Here is a 16896-nt window from a genome sequence, read left to right as displayed (position 1 = left end):
TCTTATCATGAAAGGGTGAGGCCTGTTGATTTTTTTATTAAGTATCGCGTTTTATATGGCTTCGAAAATTGGCAATGAGCAGTCCCAGTCTCGGCGGCAGTGGTACGTTGCCAACGCGCGGTCTAAGATTTTGCTTCAATAATTAACACCCTGCCCGCAGGCACCCGAGACACCTAACTCGAAAACGGCATCAAGCTCATCAGCGTTGCTGATTCCCTCGGCAATACAGGGTAAGCCAAGAGATTGTGCGATGCTGATATAGGTGCGCATTAAAGCAGCATTACCTGTGTTGTTGCTGAGGTCGCGACTGAACAGGCTATCCATTTTAATGTAGTCCATGCCTAAGTCTCCCAGCTTACCAATATCACTTATGCGATAGCCCATGTGTTCAATGCCGACCTTTACTCCTGCCGCATGGGCAACTTTTACCAATAACTTGAAATTCTCCGGTTGTGCGAATGCAGCCGCTTCGCCAATTTCAAGGCTTAGCATTTTCGCTGAGTCTGCGTGGCTCTGCAAAAATAGCTCAAGCCAGGTGCTAAATTGGTCATCAAGCAGCGCTGCAGAGGTCAAGTTGGCACAAGTATTTTCTGTTGTCTTGCTGATGTTGCCTATTGCCAAGCTAGTGGCTACCTGGTCAATTTCAAAGCTGAGATCTAGGCGATGCACCCAAGGCATGAATTCTCCTGCGTTACGTATTTGCCCATCGACGTTGATCCGCAACATGCCTTCGTGGTGAACGAGCTCTCCTTCAGGAGTGACCACAGGAAATGTTGCGATGAGAAGTTGATTTGTTTCGATCGCTGTAAGTAATTGCGAGTGCCAAAGACTCGCCTGTTCACGTATCGGGATGGCATTACCGCTGGCGAGGTTGGCAACAATAACCTCCGACTCTTCCTGCTCGTCTGATACAACTAAGGCGCCGTCCAAGGCCGTCATCAACTGGCCAGTGGTATGGCCTGCAGTGTAGCCAGCGCAAGCGCTGGGCAGCAGAGTATGATCGGACATCTCAAAGTTTGCGAGGACCTCCCAAATAACGCGCTGCAGTGTTTCTGCCGTAAATTTAGGTTCACTGGCAAGAGGAGCTAGTAAGCAAAAGTCAGAGCCGTTGAGTCGGCCTGCCACCCACTCTGCTTGATCTTGATTGAGACGCTTAATGGAGTTCCCGATTTCTGCCAGAACAGCATCCATGGTTTGGCGGCCAAAATTTTGATTGAGTCGCGCCAAGTTGCTAAGTCGCACGAGTGCAATACTGCCACTGGCGTCAGCATCTTCTGATTCCAGTTTTGCCCCTAAACGGGCCATAAAAGGGCCGCGGAGTAACAGGCCTGTGCCCGGATCTATGTCTGTGGCTTCTCGCTGCTTAGAGAGGCGCTGGGATTCTTTTGCTAGCATTTCCCCAACGCGCCGCGCGAGTTCATTCATGGCCCTGGTCACCTCTGCGAATTCACTCGTAGAGGGTTCTGGTGTTGTTATAAATCTGCGCTCGCCAATGGCTTTTGCTTGAATTACTACACCCTTCAAGGGTGCCAAAATTCTTTGAAGCAACACGGAGCCTATCAAACCTGCAAGGGCCACAGATGCCAAGAGGGCCCAAAACATATTCTGTGCAGTTTTCCAAAGTTCATCATAGGCGACGTCGTCGTGATGTTGTATTTCTAACACCCCCTGCTGTGTCCAACCCGGTTGCAGCATTGCTTGTCCGGGGGAGGACTCTATGGAAAACCAGGCCTTAAGAGCTGGCGGATAACCACTGCTGGTCCCGGGATCGCTCCAATCAAAGATGGCCGGCGCTTCTGGGTCCGGGCTTAGGAGCCTTATTCTTAGGTAAACGCCTTGGTTGAATTTGGCATTTAGGTAGGTCTCTAATTCAATGTCATCAAGGTTGAGATTGTTCAGGTGAAGGGCGGTACGATTGGCGTCGTTAAGATTTTCAATGGCCAGCTGTTCTTCAAGGTACTGGCTCGAGCGCTCTCCCATGATCACAAAAGAAATGACAAAAATGCCTATGATCATGGGTCCAATAAAGGCTAGCGCTAGTTTTTTATATAACGACATGGTGGTCCGCTCCTAAAATCCCGTGGTGAAACCTTCCAGGCGAATTTTTTCTACGACTTGGCCCCAGCGTGATAGTCGAGCTGTGGGCTGCTGTTTGGTGGGGCGTGGTCCTGTGCCCACCCACAACTGCTCTCCATTAAAACTGAAAACGGGCTGGAGGTCGCCTCGCTCGGTCGCGGGTCTGATGACGTAATCTAAGTTGTCGATGATTAACGGCACCGCGTTCGGCGTTTCGTACCATGCCAACACCATGTGGGCCTGATTGAGTCCACCCCGTTTGGCTTTGACATAGACAAGTCTGAGTGAGGATGGCGGCACGCCCATCAGCGTTAATGTGGCGTATTTTGCAATGGCATAGTCTTCACAATCACCAATACCTCGCCCCATTGTCTCCAGTGGCGTGGACCAATAATCTTCGGTTTCCCACTGGTAGGCGATGTTTTGGTTAAAAAAATCGTTAACTGCAGCCAGTTTTTTTTGCACATCTGCGTTGGCGTTGGTGCCAATCATCGACTCCCAGCGCAGCACCGTTTGCACGGCTTGGGCGCCAAATCTGACGCTCGCCTGAGCCTCAAGATTGGGTATTTGCATGCCCCAGAGATTGCCCGGCGCTAAAAAAACCGCGTGAAGCAGGACAAATACCAAAAACAACGGCACTAAGTGCACTTGCAATTTCCCGACAAAGGTCCACACTTTCCCATGGTAATCAGATACCTATCGAACCACTCGGAAGTGATTTATACGATGTGTAGTAGTGATCTCCAATATTTCTACTCCGCAAATGAAACATTACTCAGACGGCTCGGCACTACCAGTATTAAACCACGTCTTTGTAATGACAAACCGATATTAGGATGCAGTTATGATCAATGATCACCACAGAACTTTCTATCGAAAAATCCTTCTATCCTTGAGTTTGTTGGCCGTTTTCTCGGCTGGGCCCCTGGTGGCACAGGAAAAGATTAATAACTTTGGCGCGGCAGTGTCGGCTGCATTGGTTACCAATCCCACTGTGGTTTCTGCTTATTATGATTTCGAAGCTGCACGCGAGGGGCAGCGCTCAGCAGAGGGAGGCTTTTATCCCAGCGTCGATTTGGACGCGGATTATGCTTGGGAGGAGCGTGAAACGCCGCTTAACGACTTTGGTGATTACGAGCGTGATTCGGTTCGTTTCAGCGTGACTCAATTATTATTTGACGGGTTTCAAACCCGAGACCGGGCTCGGTCATTGGGATATGAAAAGCTGGCGCGGTATTACGATGTTCATGGTGCAGCACAGTCAATTGCTCTAGACGCCAGTGTTGCGTACTCCAATACGGTGCTTTATCAGAAGTTGGTTGGCTTCGCGGCTGACAATTTTGCCTATCACAAAGACATTTACAGCAAAATTCAACAGCGAGCGGCCGCTGGACGTGATGAGGGTGTTAACTTAGACCAGGCTAAGTCACGGTTGGCTCTTGCAGAGTCTAACCTGTTGACCGAGCGAACTAACCTGTATGACACGACCAGCGAGTTCCAGCGCATCGTGGGCGCGCTACCTGGTGATAACCTGCCCATGCCAACGCTCCCAAGCGACGCCATGCCAAGCCTCCGCAACGACGCACTGAAAGCGGCCTACAATAGTTCTCCAGAAATTAACCGTACGATCGAGGAGGTCCGGGCGGCTCGGGAGGCTCTAAACGCGACAAACGGCCCAATGTATCCGCGTCTTGATTTGCGTTACCGGAACGAGCAGGAGTCTAACATTGACGGGTTTCGCGGGGATTACGACCTGCAGGCTGTGGAGCTAGTGTTCACCTACAACCTCTTTCGTGGAGGCAGCGATAGCGCTCGCCGTAGGGAGTTCTCGAATCGTTTTTATTCGGCGGTAGAGGATCGCAAGCAAGCGTGTCTTAGTGTGCGTCGCGAGGTCACAATTGCCTTCAACAACGTGAGAGCTTTGCGAGAGCAGGTACGTTACTTATCAATCCAGTCTGATGCGCAGGATAAAACACGTCTGGCGTACGGCGACCAGTTCGATCTCAATCAGCGATCACTCCTTGACCTGCTTGATTCACAAAATGAATATTTTGACACTCAGCGAGCACTGGCGTCTGCCGAAATAAGTCTGCTTCAAGCGCAGGCACGCGTCTTGGCTGAAATTGGGGTGTTGACCGACGCGCTTGATGCTCAAGGTTTTAATGCGGACAAGATCGAGGCTTTAGATCTAGATCTGGTTCGACGAGACGACGAGCAAATTGCAGTGTGCGATTCGGGCGTTGTTCCTGAAATGGCTATTGTTCCAGACCAGTCCCTCGAGGCTGAGTCTGTCGTTTTCACTACGTCTACTACACCAATAAATGTGGTGGCCACGCCTGAACCGGCTGTCGCAGTGGTCGCAGCCCCCAAATCCGCCAGTGCTTCGATTCCAGCACCTATGAAGACTCTGGTTATTGCACCAGAGCCAGACATGTTGCCGACATATGACAGCGTTGAGACTGAGTTCGATGGCGCCGGCGCCGATGGTGCTGATTGGTTTATTAATATTGCGACATACGCCGATATGGGTTGGGCGGAACGCTGGAAGACATCACTGTCCGATGAAGGCTATCCGGCAGTTATTATTCCGTTTGAAAAAGACGGTATTACGCTTCACCGCATAAGAGTTGTAGGGTATGCCGATGAGGAAGAAGCGCAGTCCGACGCTATTCTCATTGAAAACGCGCTCGAGACCGGTCCTCTGTGGGTAGGCTGCATGTCCGAGGTCTAGTTGGGGAATTGCCTATCCGGCGCTTGATATATCGCGCCACTTTGGAATGCTCTTCACGGCTTCAGGTTTAGGGCTCAGTTGAAGGCGGGGAGAGGGCCTTGGACAAGGTTAGCTACGCCTGCGTTAGGAGCCAAACTCCCGCCCCTTGAGAAAATTTAGCAGTGCGTCAATGTCGATAGGCTTGCGCATGAGTGTTACCCCATCGCTGTTAAGGTGCTTGAGGTCTTCGTCAGCGTCCAAATGGCCCGAAATCATAACAAATTCAAACTCACGATCAGGCATATCCTGCAGAACTTGTATTAACTCTGCGCCATCGCGACCCGGCATGCGCATGTCGGTGAGAATTAACGAGATTTCGGCGTCAGTCGCAACAGTGCTTAAGGCCTCGTCTACGCTCAGTGCTGTTTTGCAAGGGAAGTCGAAAGACTGGATAAATTCGCACAGTTCTTCGGCGATTACGCTTTCGTCATCGACAATTAGAATTCCCGAGTGTTTCATCCAAACGCCTGCATTCTCTAAACGATACTAAGCATAGAATGCAAATTGCGAATCGGAAAGGGTTTGTTTGGTTATTCTGTGTACAATAGTGCCGTGACTGTCAGCTTAAAACCGTTGGAGTGGAATGCAGATTCGTATTAGAGCGAGCGCCGTTAGGTCACTGACCCTGTTGGCGATTTTGTGCTTTGTTCTCGAGGCCTTGGTTGCATATCGAGCTTTTGCCCTGCGCGACCTTCAGCATGCTGTTTTACAACTGCAGGTCGATGCTCAGCGTTTGGAGCGAGCTCTCCAGCCTGCTGCAGTTTTTGAAGACTTGAACGCGCCGGGGCTTATGGAGGTCACGCCCTTTCGAGATAGTGTTGGGCTTGACGCTTGTTGTGCGGTTGCCTTGCAGCTACTCGAAGAAGCCCACACTGACTCAAATTTAAACGATTACTCACGGGCTTATGATGAGCTTCTGCGAGGTCTGGACAACTACTCTGCATTGGGGCGAGACGAGATTGTAAACATGCGACGCACGAATGCGTGGCTGCCCTACATCGCTGCGGTTATTCTTATCGCGGTATTCTTGATCGCCTGGCAAATCCTCCAAAATAATTTCTTAGGCCCCATTAGCCGCCTTCACCGAGCCGTTCGGGAGGCCGATCTCAGTGGTGGGTTTGACTATCGAAACCGGGCAACAGACCCTCCGGAAATTGGAGATTTGGGCGTATCCTTTGGAAATCTACTATCGCGTCTTACTGGTCAGTTGGCAGGGCGTGAACTGGCCCTTCGCGAGGCTAGGGATATGTCGAGGCGGGAGACCGATAGGGTTGCGGTTGAGCTAAATGAACTGTTTGACGGCAGCCCAAACCCTATTTTTGTTATCGATAGGGCGGGGCTTATCGTGACATGGAATCCTAAGATTGTCAGTCTTACCAATCTGCCTGAAGCAGAGGCCATTGGCGGAGAATTTGCATCTTTGTGCCTGCCCTCTGGGGTCGAAGGCGAAGATTTTCATAGCCATATTGCTAGGGTGCTTGAGGGAAAAAAAGCAGATGGTATTCGGTTGCCGCTGGTTTGCCGTCGGACACAATCGACTGTTGAGATCAGAGCAAATTTGAGGCCTCGACGGGCATTCGGCGGAGAGGTTGTTGGGGTAATCGGATTCTGCCTTGAGTTAGATGAAAAATCACAGCCGACAGTACTGGAGGTTGAAGCCCAGCAATCAAGTTATTTCAGTCAATTGGCCTCAAGTGCAGCTCATCAGCTCAATCAGCCGCTCCAAAAAATGCGCTTGTATCTCGCCAATGCACAAAACCGGTTACGCCTGCCTGAGATTGATCGGGAGGTTTTAGTAGAGAAGCTTAGCGGTATGGATACTGAGTTATCGACGGTGTCAGAAATTATTGACCATCTGAGGGAGTTTGGTCGCCCCGTTGAACCGCTGCCCGACGGGTTTCAGATAGCTACGGTGATTGAGCGAGCCTTAGAACTGTCGCGGGGCAGTTTGGTAGAGCAGGGTATTGAGGTAACTTTGGATTGCCAGTTATCCAACGAAATCGCCAATGGTCACCCGCTTCAGATCGAAAAGCCGCTAATTGCGCTGTTAAATAACGCTAGAGAGGCTTTGCTGGAGGATGCCCCCAGTCAACCTCAGATCAATATTGTCGCAACCTCCGCTGGAAATGATGTCGCCAAAATTGTTGTGTCTGATAACGGCGGTGGTCTTGCGGAGGAGCTTCGCGATCGAATTTTTGAGCCCTTTTTTTCCACACGTGTCGGGGGAAAAAACGTGGGGTTAGGACTTGCTGTAGCGCAAGAAGCTATTAGTGACCTAGGGGGGCGGTTACGTCTAGACAGCGTCGATGGCTGGACGGAGGCCACGGTAGTGGTTCCGTTGAAAAAGGCTGACGATGGGGCAAACATATCTTCTATTTGAGTCCCGTCAATGCTCATCATCAGCCCGATCGACGAGTGCCAACACAGGTGCTGAAATAGATGCAGTTGGTGTCAGGCTAACTTTCGAAGAAGAAGCGTTTTTGTTTGGGGTGAAGTCCATGGGTAAGGTAAAGGTTTGGGCAGCTCAGAGAGATCCCATGTTGTTGAGCCAGCGGGATAGGGTCTGAGGTTTGAAAATGTACCCGCAGGTGGTCGAATCGCGGTAGAATCCTGGGTATTGCAAAGTAAGCTGCAAAATGCAACTAGACATATTGCGCAGATGAATGGAACCGGCTAGTGAAAGCACTAATTGTTGATGATGAACCTGATATACGTGAGGAGCTTGGTGAGTTCGTAGAACAGCTGGGCCTATCGGTAGCACTGGCTAGTAATGGCGAGGAGGCGCTGGGGAAGTATTTTGGGGATCCGGAAATCTCCATCATTCTAAGTGATCTTATGATGCCAGGGCTCAACGGTTTGGAAATGCTAGATAGCATCAATGATGCACCTGAATCGCGTCAGCGGGTGCGACGCGTCATATTTATGACTGCTAACGGTAATACTCAATCAGTTATCCGTGCGATGCACCTTGGGGCAAAAGAGTTTCTTCTGAAGCCTGTTGATCTTGATCAGTTAGAGCGCCATATAGTCAGCGCGATGCGTGAAGTAGCCGCTGATCAGGCTCGACAAACCGAAGAGATTTTGCTCAAGCAGCAGGTTACTTTAAACAGCGCAGAGATTTCCGCCTTAAATCGCGACGTCGAGGAGGCCTATGCTGAGGCCCTAGCTTGTTTGGCTGCAGCTGCTGAGCATAAGGATCCAGAGACGGGCCAGCATATTATTCGAATAGGGCGCTACGCGGCCGTGCTTGCTGCAGAGTTGGAAAAAGACAAGCAGTGGTGCGACATGATCAGATTGGCGGCGCCATTACACGATGTGGGTAAGGTGGGTATGCGTGATGCTGTGCTTTTAAAAGAGGGGCCGCTTGACGATGATGAATTACTTCACATGCGTGAACACCCAGAGACGGGCTACCGGATTTTATCAGGATCAGCGCATCCGACGATGAAGATGGCTGCCCGTATTGCGCGTTGCCACCACGAGCGCTGGGATGGTACAGGGTATCCCAGAGGGCTTAAGGGATCTGAGATACCCGTTGAGGCTGCAATTACAACACTGGTCGATGTCTATGATGCCTTGCGCTCCAAGCGTCCTTACAAGCCTGCGTTTTCTCATGAAAAGGTAATGGATATTATCCTTAACGGAGATGGGCGCACTGAGTCTCAGCACTTCAACCCGGAGGTGCTGGCTGCTTTTGAGTCTGCTCAAAGCAGGATGGCAGCAATTTTTGACCAGCTTGGCGATGATCGGGAATTTGCGACGCAAGCGGGTTCATTAAAGCGCGAGGTTTTGTAATGAAGACGCTGATTGTTGAGGATAGCTCCACACTCTGCGCAATTTACGAGGCATACCTAGACGACACGGGATATGAGGTTCACGCGGTCGAAACGTTCACCGGCGCGCTGATGGCTCTTGAGAGCTTAAAACCTGATCTCATTTTACTCGACATTGAACTCCCCGACGGTAACGGCCTTGACCTTCTCGCAGAGACGGTATTGATGGACCCTCAGCCAGCAGTTGTTGTCATGACGGGACACGGTATTGAGTTTGCTGATCAAGCTATTGAGCGTGGGGCTGATGATTTTTTGGGTAAGCCTTTTGATGCTTCAAGACTGAGAGTGACCCTTGCCAATGCGGCACAGCGGTTGGAGCTTACCCAAAAGCTCAGCAAGCTCGGAGAGCTACGTGAACGACTGGGCCCCATCATGGGCGCGTCCAGTGTCATGCAGGCGGTTTATACGACAATTGAATCTTTAGCCTCGAGTCGTGCGACGGCGTTAATTACCGGTGAGAGCGGTACGGGTAAAGAATTGGCCGCAAAAGCAATACACGATTTATCAGCACGTGCCCCCAGTGACTTTATCGCTATTAACTGTGCCGCGATACCCAATGATCTGATTGAGTCTGAGCTGTTTGGTGAGGCGCCGGGAGTGCGGGGTAATCTTCATGCTCGAGATGGGTTGATCAAGCAATCGGACGGGGGGACCTTATTTCTGGATGAGGTTTGCGACATGCCCTACGAATTACAATCAGTGCTACTGCGCTTCATCCAAAGTGGCTCTTTTAAGCCCGTGGGGAGTGACAACGAGTTTGTTGCTGATGTGCGAATTTTAGCGGCAACGAATCGCGATCCCCTGTTTGAAATGCGTGAAGGCCGCTTGCGGGAGGATTTGTTTTATCGCTTGCACGTCGTGCCTTTACGAATACCCCCACTGAGGGAGCGAGGTGACGATGTGCTGCTACTTTCAGGGCATTATCTGAAGGTATTTGCTGAGCAGGAGGGCCGTCAGGGTTTTGCATTTTCTGAGGATGCGCGACGAGAGTTGCGACGTTATCCCTGGCCAGGAAATGTAAGGCAGCTGGAGAATATTATTCATAGATTGGTGCTTATGTCTTCTGATCAGACCATCGACTATGAACAGTTACGCGTTGCTATTATGGATAGCGATACGCTAGACGCTGCACCTTCAGTGACTCGTGTTGCTGCTGCGCCTGCTGCCGATACCCGTCATGGCGGCGGTGTTGAGCCTCTGTGGCTCACCGAGAAGCGAGCCATTCAGACGGCGATCGATTACTGCGACGGAAACGTTAACCGTGCAGCTGGTCTGTTAGAGGTCGCCCCCTCTACTATTTATCGAAAGATACAGAGTTGGAAGTCTTAACGCCTTAGCTACAGTTACTGGAGTCATGCAATGTATGGAGTCATTAATAAGTCTCTGAGAGATATGATTGTAGAGCAATTTGGCGAGGGGAAATGGGAGGAGGTTTTGCAGCGCTCGGGTGTGCCCGATGATAGCTTTTTGGCGATGCAATCCTATGACGATGACATTACCTACAGTCTGGCCCAAGCCTGTGCCGACGAAATGAACATTGACCTCAGCGATGCATTGAGGGCTTTTGGGGTGCACTGGGTAGAAAATACAGTAGCAAGGCAGTACGAGTCACTTCTGCGTGCGGCCGGGTCAGATATGCTGAGCTTTCTTAGTAACCTTAACAATTTGCATGATCGTATCAGTTCAACTTTCCTTGATTATCGCCCCCCTAATTTTAAGGTGCGAGAGGGCGATGGCTCTCACGTGGATATCCTCTATGTGTCCGAGCGGGTTGGCCTAACGCCCTTTGTCGAGGGCCTATTACAGGGTTTGGCACAGCGGTTTAACCAGTCCATGGAGATTCTCAAAATCGACCCTCAAGCATCCGATGGCGGAGAAAAAACGCTCTTCACGGTGCGCATGGGATAAGGGCCTTCTGAGTGATCAAAACCAATCAATTTTGGGATAAGGTTCAAGGCCTCTTTACGTTAGTCGGTCAAATTGACAGCGATGGAGCCTTAGTGCGTGCTAGCCCACTTTTGACCCAAAAATGCCAGCCCAGTAATACCGCACCCATCCAATTTTTTGAGTACTTCAAATTTAAGCGCCCTACAGCGTTTGACGGATCTGTGGCAGCGGCAAAAGTAGCCGTCGGCGAGTTTTTTTTGGGTTTCAATGAAGAATCGGGATTTGCAATCCGAGGGCAGATTCTTGACTACAGTGACATGGGTTTAGAAGGGCTCTGCTTTGTTGGTGTTCCTTGGTTGTGGTGGATAGAAGAGAATACGGTTGATAGCAACCTGACAATGTCAGATTTTCCTGTGCATGACGTGCAGATGGACCAGCTGTTTTTTATGAGCACGCAGCAGTCGATGGTGGAAGACTTACAGGCGCTAAACGTCCAGTTGAAATCTGCAAAGCAGGATGTGGAGCGCGCCAACGAGGCCCGACAAAAATATTTTCATCATGTCAGCCATGAAATGCGAACGTCTTTAAATGGGGTGATTAGTGCAATTAGCTTGATGGGTGATTTCAAGCTTGATGGGAAGCTGCGAGAGTATTCGTCCCTCGCCTCTAAAAGTGCCGATCGCTTACTAGAGGTGATTAACTTTACGCTTGAAACCGCCTCCCTTGAATCTCACATGAATGAGGCAGAGAGCGAAGCGTTTCAACTTGATGAGTTGATTGACGAGTGCCTCATGCTGGCACGTTCCCGATCGTTGGAAAAAGGGTTAGAGCTGCGGCGTTCGGGAGAGCGTGGCTTTGCGAAAACCTACACCGGACGTCTAAAGCTACTACGGCAGGTGCTGGGCAATCTGCTTTCCAATGCGATTAAATTCTCAGAGTCTGGGACGATTACCCTCGGTGCGTCAACAGTTGGTAGCCATGGCCTGCAGAAAGAAATGATTGAGTTCGCCGTGACTGATCAAGGCCCGGGTATACCTGTTGATGCAATAGAAAAATTATTTGAGCCTTTTGCTACCGGTTTAAGCGCTGAGACCCGTCATGCACAAGGCACTGGCTTGGGATTGAGTATCGTAGAGCGCTTCGTTGAGGCTTTGGGTGGTGGTGTCACCGTCGAATCATCCGTTGGTGAGGGCACAATTTTTTGCTTCAAAATTCCACTGTCTTTGGCATCCGAAAATGACCTGTTGGAGAGCCGAAGCGATGTGGCCACAGGCGGAGGTGACGAATTTTCTGGCGCCGTGTTGCTCGTTGAGGAGCAAAAAATTAACCGCCAGCTCAATGGAAAACTGCTGGAATCAATGGGCTTGAGCGTAGTGATGGCAGGTTCGATCGAGGAGGCGGCTGGGCTGATTGAGTCAGAATCTAGGGCGTTTGATCTGATCGTTATGGATTTTGAGATGCTCGGTGCCGGTGTTGTTGAGGCTGCGTTGCAAAATCGTAAGGTTCCGGGGGCCGTGGCGACTCCCATTTTAGCGCTTGCAGCTCATGGCGATGGGCACGATCGGCAGCGGCTTGCACAGTCGGGTATTGTGGCTATTTTAGATAAATGCCTTGCATTGGGAGACCTGCGCACCGCTTTACTAGCCCATGTGCCCTCGATTGCTATTGTTCCCCGGTCTGATTTGGCTCGGGACTTCACCAGTAGCCGAGGAGCCACTGTGGACTTGGAGCCCGCAGTTTCGTCTGAGAAGAGTGCGATGGTAAATGAGGAAGATTATGGTATGACTGACAATGACAAATCACATGCTTGCGAAGACGGCAGCTCGCCACCGGACGCCATCGCGTTCGATAGACGGCCTATTGAACGTCTTGTGCGCGAGGTGGGCATTGGTGTGCTCGAAACGCTCGTCGATAAGTTTTTGGGTGAGTCAACGGATCGCTGGGAAAGGTTACGCAAAGCCATGGCCGATGAGGAGCGTAATATTATTATTCGTGAAGCTCATACCCTTGGGAGTGCGTGTTTGACCTTTGGCTTAGCGGCAGCAGGTGGTAGCTTTCGGCAGGTCGAGGCCTCGGCGCTTTCAGGTGGAGCTTTGCCGACGGCAGATCAGTTGCCCGCGATTTCAGAGCAGCTTGGACTTGGTATACGTGAGCTGCAGCAATTTCTATCTGAGCAACGCTTAAAGTAGCTCGGGATGCGCGTGGCTCTGGCTGGCTTTACGATGAAAGAGAATATGACCAAATAGACCATTAAAATAAAATCAGGTGGGGGTTAGTAATGCTTATATTGTCTAGGTTGTTATCGGGGTTGTTTGGGCTCCTGTTTCTCGCTGTGGGCACAGGCTTGTGGTTAAACACTGGAGATGCTGCTGCCAACATGGGTTTGGTGGATCTTGCGGCGGCGGGCTTAGGTACGGTGAGGGCAGACATTGCCGGATTTTTCTTGGGTGGCGGACTCATTCTGGTTGTTGCCGCTGGTCGCTGCGATCCCAGCCTACTGTGGCCCGTGCAATTGTTGGTGCTCATTGCTTTACTAGGCCGAACTCTGACGTTGGTCATTGATGGTCCGGTGGCGGCGGGGGTGCCTAGCATGGGAGTCGAGCTCGTGATTTTAGCCCTTCTTCTTTGGTGTAAACGGGTTTGGGCCACGCGGGCTGATTAAGCAGTTAACAGCTGGGCAAAGCCCTGCTAATAACTGACCGGGTATCAACGGGGTCAATCACACTGTCGAGCTCAAGAAAACTGGCGGCCTCAGTTGCTTTCCCGCGCTCGTAAAGTTTGGCTAGAAGCTCCTCAAAGTGGGCGTCTCTTTCAGGGCCCTCGGGCAGTTCGGCGAGTTCTTGTTTGTATCCCAAGTGAACGGCTCCCTCAAGCCCCATGGGTCCAAACTCTCCCGTGGGCCAGCTAGCGGCATAAACCGGGATTTCGAAAGAGCCACCTGTCATTGCCATCGCGCCAAGGCCGTAGCCGCGCCGAAGAAAAATAGCCACGATCGGCTGAGATAGTGTGGCGCCCGCCGTGAACATTTCAGACATGTACCGCGGTGCTCCGATAGCCTCGCTGTCGGGTCCCACCATGAATCCGGGTGTGTCTACGAAAGAAACAACGGGTAGTTTCCATCGCTCGGCGAGTCGGTAAAGGTCTGTGGCTTTGCTCGCACCTTCAGCGTCGATGGCGCCACCCAGATGTCGACAGTCGTTGGCTAATACCGCAAAGGGAGTGCCGTCTATTCTCGCAAGGCCGCTAACAATGCTGCGCCCATAATGACTGCGTAAAGCTATGAATGAATTTTTATCGAACACGCGCTCAAGGATTTTTACGGGATCGTAGGCCATTCTTCGGTTAGATGGCAGCGCGCTGCGCAAAGCGGATTGCTCAGCAAATTCGAAGTCAGCTGTTGGGCCCTGACAGAAGGCAAGTGCTTGTCTGGCTTTTATTGTGGCCTCTGCTTCGTCCGGTACGACAATATCAATGACGCCGTTTTTAGAATGTACTGATGTGGGGCCTATTTCGGTGGGTTTATAACGGCCCAGTCCGCCGCCCTCAATCATGGCAGGTCCAGCCATGCCAATATAGCTTCCTTGGGTGGCTATGCGAAGATCGGCCGCACCAAAAAGCGCGGCATTGCCGGCGAAGCAGAACCCATGGTTAACCGCAATGCGCGGTACCTTCCCCGTTAAGGCACACCATCGATGAAAAGTGGGTACATTGAGGCCACCCCCCGATATCAGCACATCGGTATCGCCGGGCCGACCACCACCACCTTCGGTATACATAATTACAGGAAGCTGTTGTTGCCCGGCCAAACCTAATAAGCGATCAATTTTTCGATGATGAAAGTAGCCTTGAGTGCCGGCTAGAACCGTGTAGTCGTTAATAATTAGCGCAGTCTTTGCCACGCTCTCGTTAAATAAGCTGCCATTAACAGGGCCGATAGCAGTGATCACGCCATCACCGGCTGTTTGTCGCTGCAGCTCTTCAATTTCCCTGCGGCTGCGCTGAGCAGCTACAGCGTGCTGGCCAAATTCGTTGATGGAGGCGCCCTCGACCAGGTCGTCCAAATTTTCTCTAGCGGTACGGCCTCCACGTTCGTGCCGCTTTTTAACGGCCTCATCGCGGGCCTCGTCTTGCGTATTGAGAAGGCGTTGTTGGAATTCTTCAAAGGGATCTTGTGCCATGCGTCAGTCCTCCTCAGGACCTGCGTGCTTACTGGTTGATCGTTCTGGGCACCACCGATGTTTTAACATTGAAACTTTCAGCTGGTGCACCTTTATGCCTTCGCGGGTTAGCCGTTTCTCTGCGAGATCAGCCCTAGGACAGGTTAAGGTTCCCTGAGAATTTACAACGCGGTGCCATGGCAGTTTTGTGCTCGAGGGAAGCTTGGACAGTACGGAACCTACCCAGCGAGCCCTTCTAGGATACCCTGACATATCGGCGAGGTCGCCGAAGGAAACAACCTTTCCAGCGGGTACTTGGGCGAGAACCGTGAGCACGTGAACTTTATCCAGTGGAGGTGGTTGATCTGCCTTTTTGGTCAAAGGTGGTCTCTGATTTTAGGAAGTGAATAAAACTTAGAAAGCGCCATGGTGTAAAAGTCTGTTGTCTTTTGCCGGAGCCAGTCTAACTGAGAAGCTGAAGGACTGCTGCTTTGGTTTTCCGGTTTGCTTTGTGCCATTGCAGTGCATGGGCTCTTATTGGGCTCTGACCTTAAAGGGTAAGGCCGGCATCATAAATCGATGGTGTTAATGTGTTGAGGGCTCGGTGTATTTTACCGGCCAGGTAAATCAGTAGCTTGTAAATCACTACCGACTGTCAGATGGGTTCGGGAAAGCTTTTAACACCTCGCGGACCAGACTCCATTGATCAAACGCCGCGCCGTTGTAGTCTAATCCGCGGCGAACAATGACCACGTCATGGGAGGGGACAACGGTGACATACTGCCCCCGACTTCCCGCGGCACTGAAAGCCTCGGCGGGCACTTCTTGTTTACGGGCGTCGGGCACTAGCCACCAGTGGCCCCCGTAATCATTGCCCCTAAAGGCTGATGCGGGCGTGGGCGTCTTTATGAAATCGATCCAGTCTTCGCTAATTAACTGGTCGCCAAACCAATTGCCCTTATTCAAAAAGAGCAGCCCGAACCGAGCTAGATCTCGAGCATTGCTAAAAGCTTGGCTGCTCAGTATGAAGTCACCGAAACGATCTGTTCCAAGAAGCGTGCTACGCATGCCTATTTTCTGCAGAAGTTCGACATAAGGAAATTGAAGATAGGCGTACTCGGTTTCAAAAGTTGTTTTAAATGCAGATACGGCCAGCAACGAATCATAATTTTCATAATCCCAATGACTACCCGGATCACGAATTAGACCGCGTTGACGAACCTGATTTTCGTAGCCACTACCGGCCCAGTAGGCAAGCCCGGAGCCTACAGCCGCAGCCATATTATTGTTGTCTACCGGGTAAAGTCCGGTGGTCATGTTCAACGCATGTCGTAGCGTAATGCTTGAACGAGGGTCGCTACCTGCGCCTGATTGTTCGGGTAACCAAACTATGGGGAGCGGTGAATCTAATTCCATATGGCCGGAATCCACTCGAAGACCGATTAGCGCTGCCTCGATACTTTTGGCCGCGGACCATGTTCGGGTGCGCGTTCGGTAATTAAAGCCAGGGGCATAGCGTTCATAAACGATATTGCCCCGGTGAACTACGAGAAGGCTAGTGGTGTCTTCGCCTTCGGCATGGGCTGTAAACGCCCAGTCAGCGGCCGCAGTTAGAGAGGTCTGAGACACGCTGTTGTGCGGGCTGTTTTGTTCGATCAAATCCCCGTGGGGCCAGGGTAATTGTTCGGTGTCCTCAATGGGGATCGTCGGCTCTACTTTGGGCAGTTGTGCGAAATTTTCGGGTGCCATACCTGGCGCCATGGCAAGGCAGCCGATACCCGAACGAAACACGGCAGTTACCGCAGGTCCATCATGGCCGCCTCCCACCTCAACTGACTGGGTTTGAGAATCTATGCGGTAATTTCCTTTTTTTGCATCACCAAGGCGTCGATTGCCTAAATAGGCTAATTCTTGCTCGAAAATTTGGCTCAAAGAACGCTGCGAGGTAAATAGACCATTACAGATAAACATGGATTGCATACCGTTGCGCACGGTTTTTCGTGTGGTCTCAAAGTAATCAAAATCTTTGGCGGCAACGGAGGTGCTGCACAATAGTACTGCGGCGAGATAGTAAAATAGGGTTGAAGGGTTTGAGCTTCTCGGAGTGTCGATAGAGATTGCCTCGTCAGAATCTAGGATCGTTTAGCATGCTTGTAGTCAGCGAACTAGGTGC

The 16896-nt window shown here is 51.2% G+C and carries 13 protein-coding genes; 7 read left to right on the top strand and 6 right to left on the bottom strand.

Translation table 11 applies throughout. The features are described 5' to 3' along the window. Positions 1-135 precede the first annotated feature (135 nt). Complete coding sequence (locus ACMAY6_RS12335) at positions 136-2058, bottom strand: bifunctional diguanylate cyclase/phosphodiesterase (protein ID WP_435212243.1); 1923 nt, start codon at positions 2056-2058, stop codon at positions 136-138. A gap of 12 nt (positions 2059-2070) precedes the next feature. Continuing rightward, a complete protein-coding gene (locus tag ACMAY6_RS12330) occupies positions 2071-2724 on the bottom strand; it encodes a transglutaminase-like cysteine peptidase (RefSeq protein ID WP_435212241.1) in 654 nt (217 codons plus the stop codon). A 196-nt stretch (positions 2725-2920) separates the two neighbouring features. On the opposite strand from ACMAY6_RS12330, the gene ACMAY6_RS12325 reads away from it, so the two are divergent. Further along, positions 2921-4807, top strand: a complete 1887-nt coding sequence (locus tag ACMAY6_RS12325; RefSeq protein ID WP_435212239.1) for a TolC family outer membrane protein — start codon at positions 2921-2923, stop codon at positions 4805-4807. A 123-nt stretch (positions 4808-4930) separates the two neighbouring features. Here ACMAY6_RS12325 and ACMAY6_RS12320 read toward each other — a convergent pair whose 3' ends face one another. After that, a complete protein-coding gene (locus ACMAY6_RS12320; protein ID WP_435212237.1) occupies positions 4931-5305 on the bottom strand; it encodes a response regulator in 375 nt (124 codons plus the stop codon). A 124-nt stretch (positions 5306-5429) separates the two neighbouring features. Here ACMAY6_RS12320 and ACMAY6_RS12315 point away from each other — a divergent pair, with 124 nt between their 5' ends. From ACMAY6_RS12315 to ACMAY6_RS12290, 6 genes are all read left to right on the top strand, one after another. After that, positions 5430-7226 (top strand): sensor histidine kinase, encoded by a 1797-nt coding sequence (locus ACMAY6_RS12315; RefSeq protein ID WP_435212235.1) that lies wholly within the window; start codon positions 5430-5432, stop codon positions 7224-7226. 296 nt (positions 7227-7522) lie between these two features. Next, positions 7523-8641, top strand: coding sequence for an HD domain-containing phosphohydrolase (locus ACMAY6_RS12310; protein ID WP_435212234.1), 1119 nt, complete (start codon positions 7523-7525; stop codon positions 8639-8641). Continuing rightward, on the top strand, positions 8641-10008 hold the full coding sequence (locus tag ACMAY6_RS12305; RefSeq protein WP_435212233.1) for a sigma-54-dependent transcriptional regulator: 1368 nt from the start codon (positions 8641-8643) through the stop codon (positions 10006-10008). The genes ACMAY6_RS12310 and ACMAY6_RS12305 overlap by 1 nt, the downstream gene beginning before the upstream one ends. 30 nt (positions 10009-10038) lie before the next feature. Then, on the top strand, positions 10039-10587 hold the full coding sequence (locus ACMAY6_RS12300; protein ID WP_435212231.1) for a heme NO-binding domain-containing protein: 549 nt from the start codon (positions 10039-10041) through the stop codon (positions 10585-10587). A gap of 11 nt (positions 10588-10598) precedes the next feature. Further along, entirely contained in the window at positions 10599-12755 is a 2157-nt protein-coding gene (locus ACMAY6_RS12295) for an ATP-binding protein (protein WP_435212229.1), read from the top strand. Positions 12756-12844: 89 nt separating this feature from the next. Beyond that, positions 12845-13228, top strand: coding sequence for a hypothetical protein (locus ACMAY6_RS12290; protein ID WP_435212227.1), 384 nt, complete (start codon positions 12845-12847; stop codon positions 13226-13228). A gap of 4 nt (positions 13229-13232) precedes the next feature. On the opposite strand, the gene ACMAY6_RS12285 is transcribed toward ACMAY6_RS12290, so the two are convergent. From ACMAY6_RS12285 to ACMAY6_RS12275, 3 genes are all read right to left on the bottom strand, one after another. Then, complete coding sequence (locus ACMAY6_RS12285) at positions 13233-14744, bottom strand: acyl-CoA carboxylase subunit beta (RefSeq protein ID WP_435212225.1); 1512 nt, start codon at positions 14742-14744, stop codon at positions 13233-13235. A 3-nt stretch (positions 14745-14747) separates the two neighbouring features. After that, positions 14748-15059 (bottom strand): MGMT family protein, encoded by a 312-nt coding sequence (locus ACMAY6_RS12280; RefSeq protein ID WP_435216025.1) that lies wholly within the window; start codon positions 15057-15059, stop codon positions 14748-14750. A gap of 309 nt (positions 15060-15368) precedes the next feature. Next, positions 15369-16775, bottom strand: coding sequence for a serine hydrolase domain-containing protein (locus tag ACMAY6_RS12275; protein ID WP_435212224.1), 1407 nt, complete (start codon positions 16773-16775; stop codon positions 15369-15371). Between the last annotated feature and the right edge of the window lie 121 nt (positions 16776-16896).

Origin of the sequence: Luminiphilus sp. nBUS_16 (genome assembly GCF_051201645.1) — a bacterium.
In the GTDB taxonomy this organism is placed as follows: domain Bacteria; phylum Pseudomonadota; class Gammaproteobacteria; order Pseudomonadales; family Halieaceae; genus Luminiphilus.
This window is presented reverse-complemented; position numbering and strand designations above follow the sequence as displayed.